Annotated in this window: 22 protein-coding genes; 8 read left to right on the top strand and 14 right to left on the bottom strand. The window is 70.4% G+C overall.

The genetic code is table 11. The features are described from left to right. Positions 1-32 precede the first annotated feature (32 nt). Positions 33-191 carry a hypothetical protein gene (locus B7495_RS19180; RefSeq protein WP_165788003.1) on the bottom strand — a complete coding sequence of 53 codons (159 nt, stop codon included), beginning with the start codon at positions 189-191 and terminating at the stop codon, positions 33-35. Positions 192-287: 96 nt separating this feature from the next. Here B7495_RS19180 and B7495_RS17535 point away from each other — a divergent pair, with 96 nt between their 5' ends. Further along, on the top strand, positions 288-1,280 hold the full coding sequence (locus tag B7495_RS17535; RefSeq protein WP_088457727.1) for a bile acid:sodium symporter: 993 nt from the start codon (positions 288-290) through the stop codon (positions 1,278-1,280). Between the two features lie 90 nt (positions 1,281-1,370). Beyond that, the gene (locus tag B7495_RS17530) at positions 1,371-1,718 is read left to right on the top strand and encodes a hypothetical protein (protein ID WP_088457726.1); all 348 of its coding nucleotides are present in this window, start codon (positions 1,371-1,373) and stop codon (positions 1,716-1,718) included. A gap of 62 nt (positions 1,719-1,780) precedes the next feature. On the opposite strand, the gene B7495_RS17525 is transcribed toward B7495_RS17530, so the two are convergent. After that, positions 1,781-2,203 (bottom strand): hypothetical protein, encoded by a 423-nt coding sequence (locus tag B7495_RS17525; RefSeq protein WP_088458171.1) that lies wholly within the window; start codon positions 2,201-2,203, stop codon positions 1,781-1,783. Between the two features lie 139 nt (positions 2,204-2,342). Here B7495_RS17525 and B7495_RS17520 point away from each other — a divergent pair, with 139 nt between their 5' ends. Then, positions 2,343-2,915 carry a YdeI family protein gene (locus B7495_RS17520; RefSeq protein ID WP_088457725.1) on the top strand — a complete coding sequence of 191 codons (573 nt, stop codon included), beginning with the start codon at positions 2,343-2,345 and terminating at the stop codon, positions 2,913-2,915. 21 nt (positions 2,916-2,936) lie between these two features. On the opposite strand, the gene B7495_RS17515 is transcribed toward B7495_RS17520, so the two are convergent. Together B7495_RS17515 and B7495_RS17510 are read right to left on the bottom strand one after the other, a co-directional pair. Beyond that, the gene (locus B7495_RS17515) at positions 2,937-3,608 is read right to left on the bottom strand and encodes a response regulator transcription factor (protein WP_088457724.1); all 672 of its coding nucleotides are present in this window, start codon (positions 3,606-3,608) and stop codon (positions 2,937-2,939) included. After that, positions 3,605-4,942, bottom strand: a complete 1,338-nt coding sequence (locus B7495_RS17510) for a sensor histidine kinase (protein ID WP_168195347.1) — start codon at positions 4,940-4,942, stop codon at positions 3,605-3,607. The genes B7495_RS17515 and B7495_RS17510 overlap by 4 nt, the downstream gene beginning before the upstream one ends. 320 nt (positions 4,943-5,262) lie before the next feature. Here B7495_RS17510 and B7495_RS17505 point away from each other — a divergent pair, with 320 nt between their 5' ends. The 3 genes from B7495_RS17505 (at position 5,263) to B7495_RS17495 (ending at position 7,735) form a co-directional block, all read left to right on the top strand. Next, positions 5,263-6,000, top strand: coding sequence for an ABC transporter ATP-binding protein (locus B7495_RS17505; protein ID WP_088457722.1), 738 nt, complete (start codon positions 5,263-5,265; stop codon positions 5,998-6,000). After that, positions 5,997-7,295 (top strand): ABC transporter permease, encoded by a 1,299-nt coding sequence (locus tag B7495_RS17500; protein ID WP_088457721.1) that lies wholly within the window; start codon positions 5,997-5,999, stop codon positions 7,293-7,295. The genes B7495_RS17505 and B7495_RS17500 overlap by 4 nt, the downstream gene beginning before the upstream one ends. An 89-nt stretch (positions 7,296-7,384) precedes the next feature. After that, entirely contained in the window at positions 7,385-7,735 is a 351-nt protein-coding gene (locus B7495_RS17495; protein WP_088457720.1) for a VOC family protein, read from the top strand. Positions 7,736-7,774: 39 nt separating this feature from the next. Here the strand turns inward: B7495_RS17495 and nhaA are convergent, their stop codons facing one another. Together nhaA and map are read right to left on the bottom strand one after the other, a co-directional pair. Next, positions 7,775-9,142: a Na+/H+ antiporter NhaA gene (gene nhaA / locus B7495_RS17490; protein ID WP_088457719.1), complete on the bottom strand. Its 1,368-nt coding sequence runs from the start codon at positions 9,140-9,142 to the stop codon at positions 7,775-7,777. Between the two features lie 91 nt (positions 9,143-9,233). Further along, positions 9,234-10,034: a type I methionyl aminopeptidase gene (gene map, locus B7495_RS17485; protein ID WP_088457718.1), complete on the bottom strand. Its 801-nt coding sequence runs from the start codon at positions 10,032-10,034 to the stop codon at positions 9,234-9,236. Between the two features lie 63 nt (positions 10,035-10,097). Here map and B7495_RS17480 point away from each other — a divergent pair, with 63 nt between their 5' ends. Further along, positions 10,098-10,394 carry a helix-turn-helix transcriptional regulator gene (locus B7495_RS17480; protein WP_088457717.1) on the top strand — a complete coding sequence of 99 codons (297 nt, stop codon included), beginning with the start codon at positions 10,098-10,100 and terminating at the stop codon, positions 10,392-10,394. Positions 10,395-10,398: 4 nt separating this feature from the next. Here B7495_RS17480 and B7495_RS17475 read toward each other — a convergent pair whose 3' ends face one another. The 3 genes from B7495_RS17475 to B7495_RS17465 form a co-directional block, all read right to left on the bottom strand. Next, positions 10,399-10,764: an SdpI family protein gene (locus tag B7495_RS17475; RefSeq protein ID WP_088457716.1), complete on the bottom strand. Its 366-nt coding sequence runs from the start codon at positions 10,762-10,764 to the stop codon at positions 10,399-10,401. Between the two features lie 39 nt (positions 10,765-10,803). Beyond that, positions 10,804-11,877: an SDR family oxidoreductase gene (locus B7495_RS17470; protein WP_088457715.1), complete on the bottom strand. Its 1,074-nt coding sequence runs from the start codon at positions 11,875-11,877 to the stop codon at positions 10,804-10,806. 232 nt (positions 11,878-12,109) lie between these two features. Further along, on the bottom strand, positions 12,110-13,000 hold the full coding sequence (locus B7495_RS17465; RefSeq protein WP_166788990.1) for a D-hexose-6-phosphate mutarotase: 891 nt from the start codon (positions 12,998-13,000) through the stop codon (positions 12,110-12,112). Positions 13,001-13,159: 159 nt separating this feature from the next. Here B7495_RS17465 and pepE point away from each other — a divergent pair, with 159 nt between their 5' ends. Beyond that, on the top strand, positions 13,160-13,927 hold the full coding sequence (gene pepE, locus B7495_RS17460) for a dipeptidase PepE (protein ID WP_088457713.1): 768 nt from the start codon (positions 13,160-13,162) through the stop codon (positions 13,925-13,927). Here the strand turns inward: pepE and B7495_RS17455 are convergent. The 5 genes from B7495_RS17455 to kdpB all read right to left on the bottom strand — a co-directional run bounded on the left by B7495_RS17455 (position 13,866) and on the right by kdpB (position 21,367). Continuing rightward, the gene (locus tag B7495_RS17455; protein ID WP_168195346.1) at positions 13,866-15,158 is read right to left on the bottom strand and encodes an EAL domain-containing protein; all 1,293 of its coding nucleotides are present in this window, start codon (positions 15,156-15,158) and stop codon (positions 13,866-13,868) included. The genes pepE and B7495_RS17455 overlap by 62 nt on opposite strands. Positions 15,159-15,257: 99 nt before the next feature. Beyond that, a complete protein-coding gene (locus B7495_RS17450) occupies positions 15,258-15,959 on the bottom strand; it encodes a response regulator (protein ID WP_088457711.1) in 702 nt (233 codons plus the stop codon). Further along, positions 15,956-18,493, bottom strand: coding sequence for an ATP-binding protein (locus tag B7495_RS17445; RefSeq protein ID WP_088457710.1), 2,538 nt, complete (start codon positions 18,491-18,493; stop codon positions 15,956-15,958). The genes B7495_RS17450 and B7495_RS17445 overlap by 4 nt, the downstream gene beginning before the upstream one ends. Before the next feature lie 8 nt (positions 18,494-18,501). Beyond that, complete coding sequence (gene kdpC, locus B7495_RS17440) at positions 18,502-19,134, bottom strand: potassium-transporting ATPase subunit KdpC (protein WP_088457709.1); 633 nt, start codon at positions 19,132-19,134, stop codon at positions 18,502-18,504. A 49-nt stretch (positions 19,135-19,183) separates the two neighbouring features. Beyond that, positions 19,184-21,367 carry a potassium-transporting ATPase subunit KdpB gene (kdpB, locus tag B7495_RS17435; RefSeq protein WP_088457708.1) on the bottom strand — a complete coding sequence of 728 codons (2,184 nt, stop codon included), beginning with the start codon at positions 21,365-21,367 and terminating at the stop codon, positions 19,184-19,186.

Here is a 21,367-nt window from a genome sequence, read left to right as displayed (position 1 = left end):
GCCGGGAACGGCGCGGCAGGTCAGGCGGCAGGTCAGTCTGCCGGACCGCCGGACGCTGTGTCGTCCTCGGTCGGGGAACTGTCGTCGCTCTGCGATCCGTCCGCGAGCTTCTCGGTGCGTTCGGTCTCTTCGCTGCTGACCTCCGTGGAGCCGTCGGGGATCTTCGGGTTCTTCGTGTTGTCGGTAGTCATCCCACCACTATAGGCAGCGACGATGACACCTGGGCGGGCCGGTGACCCGGCGTCGCCGTATCCGCCCGGCCTCTCGCCCGCCTCTAGGGTGGGAGCATGGCGGGGATCGTGCAGCGGCTGGAACACCGCCAGGTGGCGCTGTACCTGGCCGCGATAGCGCTCGGCGCCCTGGTCGGCTGGCTGGCCCCCGGCACGGCCCCCATGCTCTCGGTCGCCATCACCCCGCTGCTCGGGCTGCTGCTGTTCGCCACCTTCCTGGGTGTGCCGCTCGTGAGCGTCGGGCGATCGTTCCTGGACCTCCGCTTTGTGGGTGCCGTCCTCACGGTCAGCTTCGGGATCGTACCCGTGGTGGTCTTCGGCCTCAGCCGGTTCGTCGCCGCCGACCGGGCCCTGCTCCTGGGGGTGCTGCTGGTGCTGCTCACCCCGTGCGTGGACTATGTGATCGTGTTCACCGGGCTGGCCGGTGGGGCCCGCGACAAGCTGTTGGCCGCCACGCCGTTGCTGATGCTGCTGCAGATCGTGCTGTTGCCGGTCTACCTGACGCTGTTCGCCGGGCCTGCCGCGGTGGCGCTGATCGAGGTGGGCCCGTTCGTCGAGGCGTTCCTGGCCCTGATCGTGCTGCCCCTCGCCGCCGCGGCGGCGGTGCAGTTCGGTGCCCGCAGGCGACGGGTGGCCGGGGCGGCCCGCGCCATCGTGACCCTCCTGCAGGCGCTCATGGTGCCGCTGATGATGGCCACCCTCGCGGTGGTCGTCGGGTCGCAGCTGGCAGCAGTGGGGGCCCAGGCCGCGGCGTTGCTCACCCTCGTCCCGCTCTACGTCGCCTTCCTGGTCATCCTGGTCGGGGTCGGTCTGGTCGCCGCCCGGCTCGCCGGCCTCGACGTGCCGGCCTCCCGCGCCCTGATCTTCAGCGGCGCCACCCGCAACTCGCTGGTGGTACTGCCGTTGGCCCTCGCCCTGCCGGCCTCCCTGGCCCTGGCGCCGCTGGCCGTGGTGACGCAGACTCTGGTCGAGCTGGTCGGCATGGTGATCCTGGTGGGGTTGGTGCCGCGACTGGTTCCGGGTTCCCCGTCGGGTGCTGATCGCTCGTAGTCTGTGTCGTTCTGTGACGGCACCGGCGTGACAGCCCAAAATCGCGAACCTACACTCGAGGCAACGAACGCCGATCGTGAAGGAGGCTCAATGATCACGCAACCGCTGCACATCCTGCAGTGCAACAGCACGGGTGGCGATGGCTGCGTCAACCACGGAGCCGGCCACGCGACCCAACCCATCCACGTGAGGGTCGCCGAGGCCACCCCGAGCAAGTGGGCCGACGGCATCGTGCTGCGTGCGACGTCCGACGGGTGGATCGGGATCGCCCTGTTCGGACCCGACGACACCGCCGCCGACAGCGACACAGCCACGGTGTGGGTCTGGAACCACGCCGACCTGACGGCGCACCTCAGCGCCGGAGCGCCGGTGGCGTTGCACTCCGTCTACAACGTGCTCGCGAGCGGCCGCAGCCGTGTCAGCGTCGTGCGGCTCTAGTCAGCACTCCCGGCACTCAGCCCTCCAAGCGGCCCACTCGCAGCGGTCGGTTCGGTCACGGGTCAGCTCGTGGGCATCATCCCGGTCATGGCGTCCATCATCTTCTGGCAGGCCATCGCGCACTGACGGCACGCCTCGGCGCACATCCGAGCGTCCTCGCTCATGCCGGCGTGCTTCATACACTCCTCGGCGCAGGCGGTCGCCATCGTCATGGTGGCCGTGTGCATGGCCATCATGCCCTCCATGTGCATCCCGTTCGGGCGCAGCATCGCACGCATCATGGTGCCGGCCAGGTCGGCCATGGTGGCGCACAGGCTTCGCCCCGTCGCCATACCCTCACCCATCATCGAGTCCGCGCACATCGTGCAGGCCTGCTCGCAGGCTGAGCACGCCTCGATGCATTCCTGCATCAGCATCATGTCCATCCCCTGCATGGGCATGTCCTTCATGTGCATTTCCATCATCTGCATGGTCGTGTTCGTCATCGTCACACCATTCCTTCGCGGGAGACCGGGCCCGGGCCCATCCCGATGCCGTCAGCGGTGCCCGCCACGGCCGATGCTACGCCGCGGGCGCCGCGAAGTCAGGAGAAATGCACTGCGCGAGCATCCGTAAAATAAGCGCATGGTGGGAATGCAGGACCGAGTCATCCTCGACGTCACCGTTCAGGAATGGGAGGCCTACCTGGCCGGCGAGCCCGATGACGGCGGCGTGCGCCTGAAGCTGCGTAAGAAGAACTCGAAAGCTTCGGGAATGACCTGGTCGGAGGCCCTGGACGTGGCGCTCTGCTACGGCTGGATCGACGGTCAGACCAACCGGCTCGATGACGACTACACTCTCACCGGCTTCTCACCGCGACGCAAGAACAGCCCGTGGTCGCAGATCAACCGGGAGCACGTGGCGCGGCTCATCGACGAGGGGCGGATGCGGCCGGCCGGGATCGCGGAGATCGAGCGGGCCCAGGCGGATGGCCGGTGGGACGCCGCCTACCGGCAACGGGATGCCGTCGCCCCGACGGACCTGCAGGCGGCCCTGGACGCCGACCCGGCGGCGGCCGCGTACCTGGCCTCGCTGACGAAGGTGGACCGGTTCCGGATCTACTTCCGGCTGGCCAACATCAAAACCCCCGCGGTGCGGGCCGCACGTATCCGGGACGTGGTCGAGAAGGCCGCCCGCGGCGAACAGCACTACCGCTGACGGCGAGTTGCCCGCGGGTGGCTACGCCGTCCCGCCGGGCACGAGCAGGCCCGACTCGTAGGCGACGATCACCAGCTGGGCACGGTCGTGCGCGCCGAGCTTGGTCATCATGCGGTTCACGTGGGTCTTGGCGGTGTGCGGGGAGATCACCAGCTCCTCGGCGATCGCGCTGTTGGCGTGGCCGCGGCCCACGAGCAGCAGGATCTCCCGCTCCCGCTCGGTGAGCAGTGCCAGTGCCGGCGGAACCGAGAGCGCGGCCGGCTCGACGGGCGCCGTGTACCTGTCGATCAGGGCCTTCGTGGCGCGCGGCGAGAGCAGGGCGTCGCCGCCGTGCACCGTGCGGATGGCGTTCATCAGGTCGGGCGCCTCGGTTCCCTTGCCGACGAATCCGCTGGCGCCCGCGCGCAGGGCCTGCAGCACGTACTCGTCTTCCTCGAAGGTGGTGAGCACGATGATGCGGGTGCCGGCCAGCTCTGGGTCGGCGCAGATCGCCGCGGTCGCCTGGATGCCGTCCATCACGGGCATCCGGATGTCCATCAGCACGATGTCCGGGCGCAGCGCCCGCACCAGATCCACGGCTTCGCGCCCGTTGCCGGCCTGCCCGGCCACGCTGAAGCCGGGCTCGTGCGACACGAGCTCGGCCACGGCTGTGCGGATCAGGGACTGGTCGTCGGCGAGAACCACGGAGATCATGAGGCACCATTCGGTCGGGGGTCTGCGGGTTCTCTCGGAACAGGTGCGTCGGCACCGGCCGGTGTCATGGTGTCGGCGGGATCGGTGGGCAGCCAGGCGGTGAACCTGAAGACCGGGCCGGGGCCCCTGGTGGCGGTGAGCCGGCCGGCCACCGACCCCACTCGTTCCCTGGCGCCGAGCAGACCGTGCCCGGCGCCGGCCGCGGTGTCCGCCGCCGCCGATCCGACGCGGGGTTGCGCGGCCACGGTATTGGTCACCGTGATCTCCAGGCCCGCCGGCCGGTAGTCCAGGTGCAGCAACGCGGTGTGGTCGGCGCCGTGTTTATGCGCATTCGTCAGCGCCTCCTGCACCACCCGGAACGCCACCATGTCGACGGCGCCGGGGAGCGGTCTCGGGGTGCCGGCCAGCCGGTGCTCCACGCGCAGCCCGCTGCGTTCGAAGTCGATCAACAGCGGTTCCAGGTCGGCGAGCCCGGCGACGGGAGCCGACGCCAGGCCGGTGCCGCCGGCATCCGTGGCGCGCAGCACGTTGAGCAGGCTGCCGATCTCGCCGAGTACGGTGCGGGCGGCCGCACGGATGGTGGCCAGCGACGTCTCGGCGTCGTCCGGCCGGTCGGGCAGCGCCTGGGAGGCGACGCTGGAGTGCAGGTTGATCACCGCGATCTGGTGCGCGAGCAGGTCGTGCAGGTCGCGGGCGATGCGCAGGCGCTCCTCCGCCACCCGGCGCAGGGCCTCGGACTCCTTGGTCTCCTCGGCACGGCGGGCCCGCTCGGTGATGCCCCGGATATAGGCGGCGTGCGACCGGTTTGCATCGCCGGCGGCGGTGGCGAACCCCACGAACGCCGCCAGCTGCAGCATCGCGCGGGCGTCGTGCCAGGACGAGTCGAGGAAGGCGAGGGTGGCGGCGGCCAGGAGCACCACGGTGCAGCCGGAGAAGAGCAGCGAGGTGCGCCGGGGCATCCGCGCGGCCACGGTGAACACCCCGACCAGAACGGCCAGCAGATACGACACGATCGGCCCATCCACCGCCAGGCCGAGCACGCAGGCCACCACGGCCACGGATGCGCCGACCAGCGGTGCTCGCCGGCGCAACAACATCGACCCGGCCGAGGCAGCCACCAGCACAGCGGCGGCGGGGCTCGAGAACACGGTGCCGCTGAAGTCGGTGCCCGCGAAACCGGGGCCGAGTACGAGCAGAACCGCGAGCAGGTCGCGCAGCCAGAACGGCAGCCGCGACAACGGCGAAAAGGTGCCAGGGGCCGGATCGGCACTGCCGCGGCGGGGGAGCGGCAGGCCGGGGCCGGTCTCGGATGCACGCGTGCGCTGGCTCGGCATACTGTTCCTCCCGCCCGCGGATCGGGTCAGACCCATTCTGTCAATCGATCCGGGCGGAGGCAGCCCGCTGGCGCGGGTGCCCGGCGTACTGCGTTGGTGGTACGCCGGGGCCGGCACCGGCAGAAACCGTGTCAGCGGCGGTACCGGCAGGTTCCTACGGCCGGAGGACGCCGGGGCCTGGACACGTCCGGAAGACTGGAGTCGTGTCGTTGGGCCGGTCGCGAAGTGGCCGGTTGAACGGCACGCCAACCCCCGCTGCCCGCCGACGCGCAGCCCGCACAACACAGCGGCACCCGCCGCATCCACAGGAGAGCCCAGCCATGACCGTGCCCATTCTCGCCGCCCGCGACATACACAAGTCGTATGGCCGCGGCGCCACCCGGTTCGACGCCCTCAAGGGGGTCTCGCTCGACATCCACCAGGGCGAGTCCATCGCCATCGTCGGTAAGAGCGGGTCGGGCAAGTCCACCCTGATGCACCTGCTGGCGCTGCTCGACAACCCCAGCTCCGGTGCTGTCGAGCTCAGCGGCCGCGATGCCAGCGCGCTGAGCGGCAAGGTCGTCAACCAGACCCGCAACGAGACCTTCGGTTTTGTGTTCCAGCAGTTCTTCCTCACCCCCAACACCAGCGTGCTCGACAACGTGACACTGCCGCTGCAGATCGCCGGCATCGGCGGCGCCGAACGCAAACGCCGCGGGATGGCGGCCCTGGAGCAGCTGGAACTGGCCGACAAGGCCAAGAACAAGGCCACCGACCTCTCCGGCGGCCAGAAGCAGCGGGTGGTGATCGCCCGGGCGCTGGTGAACAATCCCAGCGTGATCTTCGCCGACGAACCCACCGGCAACCTCGACTCCGCCACCGGCAAGGTCGTGGAGGACATCCTGTTCTCGCTGCAGAAGGACAACGGCATCACCCTGATCATCGTGACCCACGACGAAGACCTCGCGACGCGTTGCGACCGTCGGGTGTACATCCGCGACGGCCTCATCGTCGACAGCCTCCACGCGGTGCCCGCCACCCCGGCCTCGGCCACGAGCACCGGGGAGGTGCGCGCATGAACGCCTTCGACCTGATCCGCTCGGCCGTCAGGAACAGCCTGCGCAGCAAGACCCGCACCACCCTCACGGTGCTCTCGATCTTCATCGGCGCGTTCACCCTCACCCTCACCAGCGGGGTCGGCACGGGAATCAACCAGTACATCGACACGACTGTCGCCTCGATCGGCGCCGACGACGTCATCACGGTCACCAAGGCGGCCGAAGACAGCACGGATGGTCCGGTCGAGTACGATCCCTCCGCGGTCGCCATCGATTCCCCGAACTCGCCACCCGGCGCTCCGGGATCCAGCCTGATCGCGCTCACCTCCGACGACCTCGACACGATCGGCGCCGTTGACGGCGTCCTCTCCGTCCAGCCGCAGCTGAGCGTGAGGCCCGACTTCGTCCAGGTGGCCGACGGCACCGCCTACGAGGCCAACGTGGGGAGCTTCATCCCCGGCATGGCGCTGGACCTCGCCGCGGGCGCAGAACCCGACGCGGAAAGCAGCGACTACCAGGTCGCCATCCCGGTCTCGTTCGTCGCGCCCCTGGGCTTCGCGGATGACGCCGACGCCCTGGGCGCCACGCTCACCCTGGCCATCACCGACGTCACGGGAACCCAGTCCGAGCTGACCGCCACCATCGTCGGCGTCTCAGAGGAAGGCCTGACGGGCTCGACGGCGTTCACGGCCAACGAGGTGCTCACCGAGGCGCTCTACGACGCCCAGAGCGTTGGCCTGTCCGAGACCAGTAAGGACAGCTACGCGCAGGCCGTCGTCCGGTTCGATCCGACCGGTAGCGAGGCCGACCTGGCCACGCTCAAGGCCGACCTGACCGACCTGGGCTACACCGGCACCACGGTGGAAGACCAGATCGGCTCCTTCAAGGCCGTCATCGACGGCATCGTGCTGGTGCTCAACGCCTTCGCCGTGATCGCCCTGCTGGCCGCCGGCTTCGGCATCGTCAACACGCTGCTGATGAGCGTGCAGGAGCGCACCCGGGAGATCGGCCTGATGAAGGCCATGGGCCTGGGCGGCGGCAAGATCTTCGGCCTGTTCAGCCTGGAGGCCGTGTTCATCGGCCTGATGGGCAGCGCGCTCGGTGTCGCCGTGGGCATGCTGGCCGGCACCGGCGCCAACGCGCTGCTGGCCGACACCCTGCTGGCCGACCTGCCCGGGCTCACTCTGGTGGCGTTCGACCCGGCGGCGCTCGCCACGATCGTACTGGTGGTCATGGGCCTGGCGTTCCTGGCCGGCACCATCCCGGCGCTCCGTGCCGCTCGTCAGGACCCCATCGAGTCGCTCCGCTACGAGTAGCCGCGTAGCCGGCAGCGCTCGGGGCCCGCATCCGCTCACGCGGGTGCGGGCCCTTGCGCGCGCGCCGGCCACGCGCTGAGATGGCCGGTATGAAGGTGACGAGCGTAACCGTAGGCCTGCCCGTTCGCGATCTGCCGGCCGCCGAGCGTTGGTACCGGCGGGTGTTCGAGGTGTCCACTCCCTCGGTGGAACCGGCCCCAGGGGTGATCGAATTTGTGGTCGGTCCCATCGACCTGCAACTCAGCGAGGAGCCGCCGAAGCGCTCGGGCGCCCAGGTCACCCTGCGGCTGGGCGTGCCAGACGCCTCCGCCGAGTACGAACGCCTCACCGGGCTGGGCGTGATTCTCGGCACTCTCGAGCACGTGCCGGGGGCCGTGGACTACTTCGACTTCACCGATCCGGACGGCAACGCGCTCAGCATGTACTCCCTGAACGCCTGACCCGGCCGGCGCCGGCCCGTCGGCGCCGGCCCGTCGGCGTCAGTCGGCCGGGGTGCGGTCGGGTTCGCCCTGCTGGTAGGCATCCGGGATGCCGTCAGCGTCGGCATCCACCGCGTCGGCCTGTTCGATGCGGCGATAGAGGCGATTGCGGGCACGCAGGATCACCGAGGCGAGCAGGGCGGCGGTGATCGACGCCACGAGGATACCTACCTTGGCGTGGTCGTTGGTGAGAGAGCCGGCACCGAAGCTCAGGTCGGCGATGAGCAGCGACACCGTGAAGCCGATGCCCGCCAGAACCGCCACGCCGATCAGGTCGATCCAGCGGAGCGCCGGATCGAGTTTCACCGGGGTGAGCCTGGTCATCAGCCAGGTGGTGCCCACGATGCCCACGGGCTTGCCGAGCACGAGGCCCACGATGATGCCGATCGCTACGGGGTCGGTGAGGGCGCCCACCAGGCCGTCCCAGCCGCCCACGGTGACGCCGGCGGAGAAGAACGCGAAAACCGGCACGGCGAAACCGGCCGAGAGTGGGCGGAACCGGTGTTCGAAGGTCTCCGACAGGCCGGGCCCCTCCTCGGCGGCCACGCCCGGGCGGGTGCGGCGGTGGATGACCGGCACGGCGAAGCCGAGCAGCACACCGGCCACGGTGGCGTGGATGCCACCGGCGTGGACGAGTGCCCAGGTGGCGAAGCCCAACGGCAGCAGGATCAACCAGGCCGCCCAGGCCCGCTCGGCGAAGAACCGCCGGTACTTCTGTGCCAGGAAGGTGTACAGGACCAGCGGGATCAGGGCGAGCAGCAGCGGGCCGAACTGCACGTCGTCGGAGTAGAACACGGCGATGATCGAGATGGCCAGCAGGTCGTCGACCACGGCCAGGGTGAGCAGGAAGATGCGCAGGGCGCTGGGCAGGTGCGAGCCCACGATGGCCAGAACCGCCACCGCGAAGGCGATGTCGGTGGCCGTGGGGATAGCCCAGCCCTGCAGGGTCTCCGGGCTGACCAGGTTGACGCCGGCATAGAACAGCGCGGGCACGGCCACGCCGCCCATCGCGGCGGCGACGGGCACGATCGCCCGGGATGGTGAGCGCAGGTCACCGGCCACGAACTCCTTCTTGAGCTCCAGGCCCACCAGGAAGAAGAAGATCGCCAGCAGCCCGTCGGCCGCCCAGGCGCCCAGGCTCAGCTCCAGGTGCCACGGCTCATAGCCGATGCGGAAATCGCGCAGGGCGAAGTAGCTGTTTGCGGCGGGCGAGTTGGCCCAGATCAACGCGACGGCGGCCGCGAAGACCAGCAGGAAGCCGCCGACGGTCTCCTTGCGCAGGATCTCGCCGATGCGGAGCTTCTCGCGGTAGCTGCCGCGCGAGGGAACCGTCTGCGGGGCGGAAGGAATGGGGGTGTCGTGTGGCAAGGCACTCCAGAGGGTTTGGGGTCGGTCATGCGAATGCTGACCAGACTTCCCAGCTCACCTCAGGGTAGTTTACCGAAGTCTCCTGATCACCTCATGTAAACGCGGGGCCTCTCGAGTTCGTCCGCGTCGGCAGGGTGAGGATCTCGGCGCCGTCCTCGGTGATCGCGATCGTATGCTCGCTGTGTGCCGTGCGGCAGCCCGTCGCGCTGCGCAGGGTCCAGCCGTCGGCGTCGGTGATCAGCGCAGCCGTGTCCACCATGACCCACGGTTCCAGGGCCAGCAGCAGGCCGGGGCGCAGTCGGTAGCCGCGGCCGGGTCGCCCATCGTTCGACACGTGCGGGTCCTGGTGCATGGTCGATCCGATGCCGTGACCGCCGAATTCCAGGTTGATCGGGTAGCCCGCCGCGCTGAGGACGGAGCCGATGGCGGCGGAGATATCCCCGATCTGCGCTCCTGGCGCGGCGGCGGCGATCCCGGCGGCCAGGGCTCGTTCGGTCGCGTCGATCATCGTGACGCTCTCAGTGGGCTTCGAGTCGCCCACGAGAAAGCTGATGGCCGAGTCCGCGGCGATCCCGTTGGTGGACACGGCGAGGTCGAGAGTGAGCAGGTCCCCGTCGGCCAGGGCGTAGTCGTGGGGCAGCCCGTGCAGCACCGCGTCGTTGACTGACGTGCAGATGTAGTGGCCGAACGGCCCGCGGCCGAAGGATGGCGCGTAGTCGACGTAACAGGACGATGCGCCGGCCTCGACGATCATGGCCTGCGCCCACCTGTCGAGGTCCAGGAGGTTGGTCCCCACCGTGCTGCGGCGCTTGAGCGTGTGCAGGATGTCGGCGACCAGGGCGCCCGACTCTCGCGCTCGGGTCAGTTCGGTGGGGGTCAGGATCTCGATCATGTGGCACCTTTCGCGGGAAACCAATAACTATACCGGCCATATTATCCCGGTAGAATCGGTGTCATGGTCAGATTGCCGCTCACACCCGCAGAGCTCGACCGTGGAGCGCGCCTCGGCGCCCTCCTGCGTTCGGCCAGGGGGGAGGTTTCGATGCTGCACACCGCGCTGGCTGCCGGCGTCTCGCCGGAGACCCTTAGGAAGATCGAGTCCGGCCGAATCGCGACTCCGGCGTTCCCGACCATTGCGGCGATCGCCGAGGTCCTCGGGCTCTCGCTGGATGCGGTGTGGGCGGAGATCACCGAGCCCGGACGTGCCGCTGACAGAGTCGGCGCCGGCGCCTCCGAGCGATTGGCGTCCTGAGCCGCTAGTGCTGCTCGTCCTCGTCGACGAGCTCAAGCGCGCGGTGCGCGGCCGGGGTTGCCACGGCCGCACCGATCAGGACGAGGACCACTGCCACGACCGCGGCCGCGAGCACGAGGGGTCCGGTCGTGTCCTCGTCCGGACGCAGCGCGAGGACGGCGGCGCCGGTGAGGAACATGACCAGTCCGGCCAGGCCCACCGGGATCCGGGCGGCCCGGTGGCCGGCGATCCAGGCCGCCTCGGACATCATCAGGGCGCGCGTGCGGATGCCCGCCACCGAGTTGACCCCGAGTCGCCCGCGAGCGGCGGCCTCGCTGACCGCCGCCACCAGGATGCCGCCGAGCATGAGGACGATTCCCGAAACGATCATGCCTGGACACTATCGGCCGGCTCGCTCCGGCGGATCCGCCTAGGGAATGAGACGCTCGGCGCGGTACCTGGCGAACAGGTCCAGGAACGCCTGCTCGGTGTTGCGGTAACCGGTGAAGCCGGCCGCCCGGCTGCGGCCCATGTCGGCGAACACCTCCATGGTGCGACCGAGGTCGGCGTCGCTGTGCCACCAGGACGCCAGCCGGGTCAGGTCGGACTCGACGAGGCCGTGGCCGGCCACGATGCGGTCCCAGACCGGCTGGGCATCCGTCATCTGCGTTTCGAGCGGCCGCGGGGCGCCGGCGAAGCCCTCCGGCGCGACGCCGAAGTGAGCGGCCAGGCGCGGCCAGAGCCAGCGCCAGCGGAAGGTGTCGCCGTTGACGATGTTGAAGGCGGTGTCCGCGGCGGCCGGGGTGGTGGCGGCCCAGACCATCTGGTCGGCGAGCAGGCCGGCGTCGGTCATGTCGGTGACGCCGTTCCACTGGGTCTCGGACCCCGGGAAGATGAACGGGCGATCCAGTTCCTTGCAGATGGCGGCGTAGACGGCCAGCGTGGAGCCCATGTTCATGGCGTTGCCGACGGCGTGGCCGATCACGGTGTGGGCGCGGTGCACCGACCAGGTGAAGCCGCGCGCCCGGGCGGCGGCCCAGAGCTCGTCCTCCTGCGCGTAGTAGAAGTTCTCCACCGACAGGCGCGGTTCGTCTTCGTGGAACGGGGTGTCGGGAACCTCGCCCTGGCCATAGGCCTCGGCCAGGGCGCTGAGCAGGTCGCGCACCATGGCGGAGTTGACGACGATGTTCTCCGCCTCGGTGTCCTGTCGGAGCCACGCGGTGAAGAACACGTGGGTGGGCGAGTGTGGGGCCAGGGCGGTGCGCAGCGAGTCGACACTGCGGAGGTCGGCGCTGACCGGGATCACGCCGGGCCGCGCGGCGACGGGGGTGCGGGAGAGGGCGATGACGCTCCAGCCCTCGGCTGTGAGCAGGTCCACCAGCGCCGATCCGGCGATGCCGCTTGCGCCCGCGACGAGGGCGGTGCGACCGGGCTGGCTCGGGGTGCCGGTGGGGCCGGCGGTGTCGGGATCTGGAACGGGCAGGGCTTCGCTGGAAATAGGCATCACAGGAGGCAACGTCCCGACCGGTCGGGGAATTCCGTGCGGTGCCGTGCCGTGCGGTGCGGTGCCGTGCCGTGTGGTGTGGTGCGGCGGGCGGGTCAGCTCCGGCCGGCACCTTGCCGGAGAGGGGGAGCGCGCCTACCGTGTGCGACGTCGGCCGGGGCGCCACGCGGCGCCTGCCGCGGCGCCGGGCCGAGCCGAGCCGAGCCGGGCCGAGCCGCATCCGCCGCCCGGCTCAGGCCACCGAGTACCGCACGCTCATCTCGTGGCCGGCACCCGGCGCCAGGGTGATCGCGTTGTCGCGGATGTTGCAGGTCTCCACGCACACCATGCCGGTGTACTCGTTGTCGCCGAAGTCGGCCATCGCGGCGGCCTTGTCGATCCACGGGTTCCACACGACGGTGCTCGCCGAGCCCTGCTTCGTGATGGTGATCTGCCGGCCGGTTGCGGTATCCGTCACCGTCGTGGCGGCCGTGCTGTCCAGGTAGATCCGGTCGGTTTCGGCATCGAAGCGCACCGGCTCGCTCTCGGCGGGGCGCGGGCCGGTGAGGCGGTCGGTGAACGGGGCGCCCTCCAGACCCGACACCTCGGTCTGGCGGATGTCGGCGACGGCGAGGTAGGTGTGCAGGGCCTCCTCGTAGCTCAGCTGCGCCGTGTCGAGGTTGGTGACCTGCAGCGAGAGCGCCAGCTGGGCACCGACCGTGACCGTGTAACGCGCCTCGAACCGGTGTGGCCAGGCCGACGCCCGGGTGGCCTCCGTGTCGGTGAGCACAAAGACCAGCACCACGTCATCGCCGGCTTCGCGCGCCTCGGCGAGCCGCCAGTCGGCCAGGCGGGCGAACCCGTGCGACGGGGCTGTGGCATCCGTGGGGTGCGCACCGAACCAGGGGAAGCAGATCGGTACCCCGCCGCGTAGCGGCACCCCCGGCGCGTATTCGCTCTGCTCGCTCATCCAGATCACCGGGCTGCCGCCGGTGGGCGCCCAGGCGCTCACATGTGCGCCGCGGAGGTAGATCTCGGCGGTGCCGGCGCGGGCGAACACGCGGGCCACGGCGAGGCCGCCCTGACCCATCCCCAGTTCGACGGATGACGGCAGTTCGGGCAGTTGCGAGTCGATGGCAGACATGATGACCTCCGTGGTCGATGGGCGTGATCCCATCCTAGGAACCCGGACCCCCCTGGGCCCCTTGCGGAGGAAGGTAGGATCACCTTTCGAGCGACGGAATGGGCCGTATCGGGTCTCACGACGGGCGCGCCGGAGAATCATCCCGATCGGAAGGATCCCATGCAACTGCTCCTCCTTGCCAACTGCACCAGCCCCGGCCACGGTTACCTCGAGCACGCGCTGCCCGAGATCCTCGCCTTCCTGAACGGGGTGACCGAGATCACCTTCGTGCCCTTCGCCGGCGGTGACCACGAAGCGTACACGGCGACCGTGCGGGCCGCATTCGAGCCGCACGGCATCGGGGTGCGCAGCCTGCACGAGGCCGCCGACCCTGTCGCCGCTGTCGCGTCAGCGCAGGCGCTCTTCGTCGGCGGCGGCAACACCTTCCGCTTGCTCGCCGCCCTGCAGCGACTCGGACTGATGCCGGTCATCCGCGCGCGGGTGCAGAACGGTCTGCCCTACCTGGGATCCAGCGCCGGCGCCACCATCACCGCGCCCAGCATCCGCACCACCAACGACATGCCCATCGTGCAGCCGGAGTCGTTCGAGGCGCTCGGCCTGGTGCCGTTCCAGATCAACCCGCACTACGTGGACGCCGACCTGGTCGGGGCCCACGCAGGAGACTCCCGGGAAACCCGCCTGACCGAGTTCCTCGACGAGAACGACGTGCCGGTGCTGGGCCTGCGCGAGGGCACCCACCTCAGTGTGACGTCGACCCTCGCCTGCACCCTCGCCGTGGTCGGCGGCGGCCCGGCCGGCCTGCTCTCCACCGAGCCGGGCATCGTGTTCGAACGAGGACGCGCGCCGCACAACGTCGCCGGCGACGTCAGCCCGCTGTTGGTGCGGCGCCCCCGGTACGACCGCCCGCTGGCGACGGCGGTGAGCTGAGCCGGCTGATCAGGGTGAGGGCGGCGGCGGTGGCGAGGTCACGGTCGTGGGTCAGCACGAACTCGTACGCGCCCTCGCCGTGGTTGTCGGGATCGACCTCGCGGGCGGCCAGGACGGCGGCGAAATCCGCGGTGAGCACCACGATGTCCCACTCGTCGAGCAACGGGTCGGTCGGGTCGATCTGGGCCACGCGGATGCCGTTGGCTCCGTCGAGGCCGGCATCCCCGGCGACGTAGACCGCCACCAAGCCGGCCGTCTCGGCGAGTGTCTCGTAGCGTCGCCGGGTGGCGGGGGTGAGGTTGGGGTGGTGCTGGAACGTCGAGAGCACCACGGCCGAGTCGCCGCTGGCCAGTGCCCGCGATTCCAGGAAGATACTCATCTGCACCAGCAACGCCCGGTTGGACGACCGGGAGGTGCGCAGCGGAGCCACCACACTGTACGGGGTGCCGCTGGTCGGCAGCGACGCCGAGGGGTCACCGGGGAAGCTGATCCCGGCGAGTGCGGCGGCGTTCGGGACCTCGGCCACCGGGCGGCCGAAGAGCCAGCCCTGCCCGTAGGTGGCTCCGAGCGCGCGAGCGGTCACGCGGTGTTCCTCGGTCTCGATGCCCTCGGCAAGCACCACGGCCCCGGTGCGTTCGGCGTGCGCGGCGACGGCGCTCATCACCCGGGCGGCGTCCTGGTCGGGACGCTCACGGATGAGCGCCATGTCGAGCTTGATCAGGTCGGGCGCCAGCAGCGGCAGCAGGGCGAGCGAGGCCGGATCGGCGCCGAGGTCGTCCACGGCGATGCGGTAACCCATCGCCCGGGCCCGGTCGATGGCGTAGAACAGTCCGGCCGGGTCGTTCATCAGTGCGCGTTCGGTGACCTCGAGCACAGCGGGCGCCGGCGGATGCGGTGCAGTGGTGAGGTCGGCACGGCGCAGCGATCCCGGCTCCACATTGACGAAGAGCGTGTGCGGAGTGGTGAAGCCCTGTTCGGTGGCGGTGTGCACGCTTGACAGCCAGCAGGCCAGGTCGAGATCGCCGACCCGGCCCAGCTCGTGGGCGCGGTCGAAGAGCGCGACCGGATTGTGGAACACGGTGTCGACCGGACCCCGGCTGAGGGCCTCATAGGCGACGACGGTGCCGGAGTCGAGCTCGACAATGGGTTGGAACCTGCTGCTGATCAGCCTGTCGGCGAGAATCTCGCTAAACAGGGCGTCGGACTCGCGCTCGCTCGTCGTCGTGCCCACAGCGCCCCCCATCAGCGCCGGGGCGCATCGTTCTGGCAGTCTACCGACGCGCTGAGCCCGCCCTGACCCGCAGATCGCCGCCGCCGGCATCCGTTCGGCTCAGGCGGGTGGCGGCGCGTCGGGCGCGAAACGGTAGCCCATACCGGCCTCGGTGAGCAGGTAGCGGGGCCGGGACGGGTCGGGCTCGAGCTTCTTCCGCAGCTGGGCGAGGTAGAGCCGCAGATAGCCGGTGTCGGTCATCTTGTGTTGGCCCCAGACCTCGGCGTAGAGCGCCTGCCGGCTCACCAGTTTGCCCGGTGTGCGCAGCAGCAGCTCGAGGATCTGCCACTCGGTGGGGGTCAGCCGCACGTGTTCCGGCCCGGCGGCCGTGGTTCTCGTGATGGTCTTGGCCGGCAGGTCCACCGTGATGTCACCGAAGGTGACCACCGGTTCGTCGCCGCTGGTGGGCATCCGGCGAGTGAGGGCCCGGATGCGCGCCAGCAGCTCGTCGATCGAGAACGGCTTGGTGACGTAGTCGTCGGCGCCCCGGTCCAGGGCCTCCACTTTGTCGGAGGCACCGCTGCGGCCGCTCACCACCAGGATCGGCACGCTGTTCCAGGCGCGGACAGAGTCGATCACAGCGAGCCCGTCGAGGTTGGGCATGCCGAGGTCGAGCATCACCAGATCGGGGTGCTGCTCCACGATCGCGGCCAGCGCGGTACGACCGTCGTGTGCGGTGACGATCTCGTAACCGCGGGCGCCGAGAGTGATGCGCAGGGCCCGCAGGATCTGCGGGTCATCGTCGGCGATCAGGATCTTCATGGGCTGACCTCGTTGCTGGCCGGGACTGCGGTGGAAGTGACGGTCGGCAGGGTGATCACCATGGTGAGTCCGCCGCCAGGGGTGTCATCGGCTTCGAGGGTGCCGCCCATGCCCTCGACGAATCCCTTGGACAGGGCCAGGCCGAGACCCAGACCGGTGGCGTTGTCGGTGTCACCGAGCCGCTGGAACGGCACGAACACGTCGCCCCGCCGGTCGGCCGGGATGCCGGGTCCCTGGTCCATGATGCGCAACTGCACGGTGTCGGCGAACCGGCTGGCCGACACCCTGGCGGGTGTGCCGGCCGGCGAGAAGCGGATGGCATTGGTGAGCAGGTTCACCACCGCGCGTTGCAGCAGGCCGGGGTCTGCGAGCACCGGAGCGGTCTCGACCGGCAGGTCCAGCTGCACGGTGTCCGGCCCGAGGCCGAGCTCGTCGAGGGCCGGCAGCACCACGTCGGCGAGGTCGACGGGCCCCAGCGACACGGCCAGCGCCCCGGCCTGCAACCGGCTCACGTCGAGCAGGTTGGTCACCAGCGAGGCGAGGGTGTCCAGGCTTTCGCCGGCCGTGGCGAGCAGCTCGGTGCGGTCGCTGTCGGTGAGGGTGATGTCGGTGGCCCTGAGCCCGCTGATGGCCGTGGTCGCGGCGGCGAGGGGCCGGCGCAAGTCGTGACCGACGGCGGCGAGCAGGGCGCTGCGCATCCGGTCGGCCTCTTCGAGCGGGCCGAGTTCGCTGGCCGTCTGGGCGAGATCGCGGTGCTCGAGGGCTGCATCGATCTGGCTCGCGATCACGCTGAGCAGCCGGCGTTCGGATGCGGCAAGGTCGGGTCCGGAGAGCTCCAGGGTGGCCCGGCTGCCGATGGGCACCATCGTGGCCGGGGGTGCCGGAACGTCCGAAGCGCCCGGCGCCGCCGCATCCGCCGCGCTCGCCTCGACCAGCACCGCGCCGCCGGCGAGCAGCCGCACCCTGTCGAGGCCGAACGCCTCCCGGGTGCGGGTGACCAACGCCTGCAGGGCGTCCTCCCCGCGCAGCACACTGCCGGCCACGGTGGCCAGCAGCTCGGATTCGGCCGCCGCCCGCCGGGCCGTACGGGTGCGCCGGGCCGCCTGGTCGACGACGTAACTCACCAGCAGGGCGTTGACGAGGTACAGCGAGAGGGCGAAGAGGTGCAGCGGTTCGGCCACGGTGACCGTGTACAGCGGTTGCACCAGGAAGTAGTCCAGGGTGAGGCCGGACAGCAGGGCCGCGAACAGGGCCGGCCAGAGCCCGCCGACAAGCGCGACGACCACCACGAGCAGCTGGTAGCTGAGCACGTCGCTGGTGATCGACTCCTCGCTGCGGAAACTGACCAGCAGCCAGGTCAGCAGCGGCCCGCCGATCAGGGCCAGGGCGAAGCCGGCCAGGCGCCGCCGCACGGTGAGCGACCCGCCGAGCCTGGGCAGCACGAACTTCCCGCCGGCCGCGGAGTGGGTGACGATGTGCACGTCGATATCGCCCGATTCGCGGGTGATGGTGCTGCCGATGCCCGGCCCGGACAGCGCCGCGGTGAGCCGGTTGCGCCGGCTCACGCCGATCACAAGCTGGGTGGCATTGGCGGCGCGGGCGAACTCCACCAGCGCACGGGGGATGTCGTCGCCGACGACCTGGTGGTAACTGCCGCCGAGCTCCTCCACCAGCGCCCGCTGTGTCGCGAGCGCGCCCGGATGCGCCGCGGCCAGGCCGTCCTGGCTGATCACGTGCGCGGCGACGAGCTCACCGCCGGCCGAGCGGGCCGCGATGCGGGCGCCCCGGCGAATGAGGGTGTCGCCCTCCGGCCCCCCGGTGAGCGCCACGACCACGCGTTCGCGGGCCTCCCACTTGGTCGAGATACCGTGCTCTGCCCGGTAGCTCTGCAGGGCGGTGTCGACCTCGTCGGCCAGCCAGAGCAGCGCCAGCTCACGCAGGGCGGTGAGGTTGCCGAGCCGGAAATAGTTCGACAGGGCCGCGTCGATGCGGGCCGCCGGGTACACATTGCCCTCGGCGAGCCTGTCGCGCAGCGCCTGCGGGGCCAGGTCGACGACCTCCACCTGGTCGGCGGCGCGCAGCACCGCATCCGGCAGGGTTTCGCGCTGCGGCACCCCGGTGATCTGCTGCACCACGTCGTTGAGCGATTCGATGTGCTGGATGTTGACGGTCGAGATCACGTCGATGCCCGCCGCCAGCATCGCCTCCACGTCCAGGTAACGCTTGGGGTTGACCGAGCCGGGCGCGTTGGTGTGCGCGAGCTCGTCGACCAGGGCGATCTCGGGCCGGCGGGCGAGCACGGCCGCCAGGTCGAGTTCGCTCAGCTGGATGCCGCGGTGCTGCACGAGCATCCGCGGCACCACCTCGAGTCCCTCAGCCAGGAGCGCGGTGGCCGCGCGGCCGTGGGTTTCCACGATCGCCACGACCACGTCCCCGCCCTCGCCCTGCAGTCGGCGGCCTTCTTCGAGCATGCTGTAGGTCTTGCCGACGCCGGGGGCGGCGCCGAGCAGCACGCGCAATCGACCGCGTTTCATGGGTTACCTCACCTACCGGAATCGAGCGTTGCGAGCTCGAGGTTCAAGTTGAGCACATTCACGGTCGGTTCGCCGAGATAGCCGAGGTCACGGCCCTGTTCGACGGCTTCGACCAGGGCGCGCACCTCGGCCTCCGGCAGGTCGCGGGCCGCCGCGACCCTGGGCACCTGCAGCAGGGCGTAGGCCGGGCTGATGTGCGGGTCCAGGCCGGACGCGGACGCGGTGACGGCATCCGCGGGGATCTCGTCGGCCGGCACCTCGTCGAGGTCTTCGATGGCGGCCTGCCGGTCGCCGATCGCCTGGATCAGGTCGGGGTTCTCCGGCCCCCAGTTGCTGCCGCTGGAGGCGCTCGCGTCGTAGCCGTCTCCGGCCGCGGACGGGCGGGACTGGAACCACTCGGGAAGGGCCGCGCCGTCGGCATCCGTGAAGGACTGCCCGATCAGGCTGGAGCCGACCACGGGTGACCCGTCGCCGGCCGAGACGAGCGAGCCGTTGGCCTGCCCGGGCACGCCCAGCCGGCCGACCAGGGTGATGCTCAGCGGGTAGGCCACGCCGAGCACGACCGTGAAGACGAGCATGGCCCGCAGGGCCACCCAGTAGGGCCGGGCCAGGGGGCCGGTGCGGGGGCGGGAGGCGCTCATGAGGTGATCCGTTTCGGTTGGTATGGCAATGAGAACAGGAGCATGGTGATCAGAAACCCGGCAGCAGCGACACGACGAGGTCGATCAGCTTGATGCCCACGAACGGGGCGATCACACCGCCGAGTCCGTAGATCAGCAGGTTGCGGCCGAGAACGCTCGACGCGCTCGCCGCCCGGTACGTCACGCCGCGGAGCGCCAGCGGGATCAGCACGACGATGATGATCGCGTTGAAGATGATCGCCGACAGGATCGCCGAGGCCGGTGAACTCAGCTGCATGATGTTGAGCACAGCCAGGCCCGGGAACACCCCGGTGAACATGGCCGGGATGATCGCGAAGTACTTGGCGAGGTCGTTGGCGATCGAGAAGGTGGTCAGCGCCCCGCGGGTGATCAGCAACTGCTTGCCGATCCGCACGATGTCGATCAGTTTGGTGGGGTCAGAGTCGAGGTCGACCATGTTGCCGGCCTCCTTCGCGGCGGAGGTGCCGGTGTTCATCGCCACCCCCACGTCGGCCTGAGCCAGCGCGGGCGCGTCGTTGGTGCCGTCGCCGGTCATCGCCACGAGGTTGCCGCCCTCCTGCTCCCGGCGGATCAGGGCGAGCTTGTCCTCCGGGGTGGCCTCGGCGAGGAAGTCGTCGACGCCGGCCTCGGCCGCGATGGTGGTGGCGGTGAGGGCGTTGTCGCCGGTGACCATGACGGTGCGGATGCCCATCGAGCGAAGCTCCGCGAAGCGCTCCTTGATGCCCTCCTTGACGATGTCCTTGAGGTAGATCACGCCGAGCACGGTGCGCTCGCCGGACGCTGCGGCGGTTTCTGATGCGCCGGTGGCGACCACGAGCGGGGTGCCGCCCAGCCGGGAAATGCGCTCCACCTCGAGGGTCAGCTCGGCTCTCACGTTCTCCGGCACCGGGCCGGCCTCGCCCACCCAGGCCAGCACGGCGGAGCCGGCGCCCTTACGGATCTGCCCGCCACCAGCGCCGTCGCCGGCGCCGATGACAGCGAGGTCGATGCCGCTCATGCGGGTCTGCGCGGTGAACGGCACGATGTCGCCGGCCAGGCTCTCCGGCCGGTGGAAGCCCCGTTCGGCGGCGAGGTCCACGATCGACTTGCCCTCCGGGGTGGGGTCGCTCAGCGAGGAGAGCGCGGCGGCCCGCACCAGCTCGGCCTCGGTCACGCCGGTCAACGGCGCGAACTCGCGGGCCTGCCGGTTGCCGTAGGTGATGGTGCCGGTCTTGTCGAGCAGCAGGATGGTGACGTCGCCGGCCGCTTCGACGGCCCGGCCCGACATGGCCAGGACGTTCTGCTGCACGAGCCGGTCCATGCCGGCGATGCCGATCGCCGAGAGCAGGGCGCCGATGGTGGTGGGAATCAGGCAGACCAGCAGGGCGATGAGCACGGGCAGGCTCACGGTGGCGGCGGAGTAGCTCGCGATCGGATTGAGGGTGAGCACCACGACCAGGAACACGATGGACAGACTGGCCAGCAGGATGTTCAGCGCCATCTCGTTGGGGGTCTTCTGCCGGGCCGCACCCTCGACGAGGGCGATCATGCGGTCGACGAAGGTCTCGCCGGGCTTGCTGGTGATGCGCACCACGATCCGGTCGGAGAGCACTCGGGTGCCGCCGGTGACGGCGCTGCGGTCGCCGCCGGATTCCCGCACCACGGGGGCGGATTCGCCGGTGATCGCGGATTCGTCGATGGAGGCGATGCCCCAGACGATGTCGCCGTCGCCGGGCACGAGTTCACCCGCGGTGACGATCACGGTGTCGCCGAGGCCGAGGTCGGCCGAGGAGACCGTCTGCACCCTGGCACCCTCGGCGCCGGGGTTGGTGTCGGGCTGGTAGTCGAGCACCTGGGTGGCGTTTGTGCTGGTGCGGGTCTGCCGCAGACTGTCGGCCTGGGCCTTGCCGCGGCCCTCGGCCACGGACTCGGCCAGGTTGGCGAAGATCACGGTGAGCCAGAGCCAGAAGGCGATGCCCACGGCGAACGAACCGGGCACGGCGGAGCCGCCGGAGTCGCCCGGGCCGCCGAGGAACGGTTCGGCCACCGCGAGAACGGTGGTGAGCACCGCGCCGATCTCGACGATGAACATCACCGGGTTCCGCCACATCAGGCGCGGATCGAGCTTTCGCACCGCGCCGGGCAGCGCGGCCACGAGCTGACCGGCGCTGATCGCCTTCTTGGGTGCCGGCTTGTGCGACGGCTGAGTGGGGGTGTCTATGAGAGTGGTCAT

This window comes from Cryobacterium sp. LW097 (assembly GCF_002205495.2).
Lineage (GTDB): Bacteria > Actinomycetota > Actinomycetes > Actinomycetales > Microbacteriaceae > Cryobacterium > Cryobacterium zongtaii.
The sequence above is the reverse complement of the archived record's forward strand: the minus strand, read 5'-3'. Positions and strand labels throughout refer to the sequence as shown.

What these genes read in the sequence shown, in the direction of transcription:
- B7495_RS17475 (WP_088457716.1), bottom strand. Translation starts at nt 10,764, where the DNA reads ATGATCGTTTCGGGAATCGTCCTCATGCTCGGCGGCATCCTGGTGGCG.
- B7495_RS17465 (WP_166788990.1), bottom strand. Translation starts at nt 13,000, where the DNA reads ATGTCTGCCATCGACTCGCAACTGCCCGAACTGCCGTCATCCGTCGAA.
- pepE (WP_088457713.1), top strand. Translation starts at nt 13,160, where the DNA reads ATGCAACTGCTCCTCCTTGCCAACTGCACCAGCCCCGGCCACGGTTAC.
- B7495_RS17450 (WP_088457711.1), bottom strand. Translation starts at nt 15,959, where the DNA reads ATGAAGATCCTGATCGCCGACGATGACCCGCAGATCCTGCGGGCCCTG.
- B7495_RS17480 (WP_088457717.1), top strand. Translation starts at nt 10,098, where the DNA reads ATGGTCAGATTGCCGCTCACACCCGCAGAGCTCGACCGTGGAGCGCGC.
- B7495_RS17470 (WP_088457715.1), bottom strand. Translation starts at nt 11,877, where the DNA reads ATGCCTATTTCCAGCGAAGCCCTGCCCGTTCCAGATCCCGACACCGCC.
- B7495_RS17445 (WP_088457710.1), bottom strand. Translation starts at nt 18,493, where the DNA reads ATGAAACGCGGTCGATTGCGCGTGCTGCTCGGCGCCGCCCCCGGCGTC.
- B7495_RS17515 (WP_088457724.1), bottom strand. Translation starts at nt 3,608, where the DNA reads ATGATCTCCGTGGTTCTCGCCGACGACCAGTCCCTGATCCGCACAGCC.
- B7495_RS17520 (WP_088457725.1), top strand. Translation starts at nt 2,343, where the DNA reads ATGGTGGGAATGCAGGACCGAGTCATCCTCGACGTCACCGTTCAGGAA.
- B7495_RS17505 (WP_088457722.1), top strand. Translation starts at nt 5,263, where the DNA reads ATGACCGTGCCCATTCTCGCCGCCCGCGACATACACAAGTCGTATGGC.
- B7495_RS17495 (WP_088457720.1), top strand. Translation starts at nt 7,385, where the DNA reads ATGAAGGTGACGAGCGTAACCGTAGGCCTGCCCGTTCGCGATCTGCCG.
- B7495_RS17525 (WP_088458171.1), bottom strand. Translation starts at nt 2,203, where the DNA reads ATGACGAACACGACCATGCAGATGATGGAAATGCACATGAAGGACATG.
- B7495_RS17530 (WP_088457726.1), top strand. Translation starts at nt 1,371, where the DNA reads ATGATCACGCAACCGCTGCACATCCTGCAGTGCAACAGCACGGGTGGC.
- B7495_RS17510 (WP_168195347.1), bottom strand. Translation starts at nt 4,942, where the DNA reads ATGCCGAGCCAGCGCACGCGTGCATCCGAGACCGGCCCCGGCCTGCCG.
- B7495_RS17500 (WP_088457721.1), top strand. Translation starts at nt 5,997, where the DNA reads ATGAACGCCTTCGACCTGATCCGCTCGGCCGTCAGGAACAGCCTGCGC.
- map (WP_088457718.1), bottom strand. Translation starts at nt 10,034, where the DNA reads ATGATCGAGATCCTGACCCCCACCGAACTGACCCGAGCGCGAGAGTCG.
- kdpC (WP_088457709.1), bottom strand. Translation starts at nt 19,134, where the DNA reads ATGAGCGCCTCCCGCCCCCGCACCGGCCCCCTGGCCCGGCCCTACTGG.
- B7495_RS19180 (WP_165788003.1), bottom strand. Translation starts at nt 191, where the DNA reads ATGACTACCGACAACACGAAGAACCCGAAGATCCCCGACGGCTCCACG.
- kdpB (WP_088457708.1), bottom strand. Translation starts at nt 21,367, where the DNA reads ATGACCACTCTCATAGACACCCCCACTCAGCCGTCGCACAAGCCGGCA.
- B7495_RS17535 (WP_088457727.1), top strand. Translation starts at nt 288, where the DNA reads ATGGCGGGGATCGTGCAGCGGCTGGAACACCGCCAGGTGGCGCTGTAC.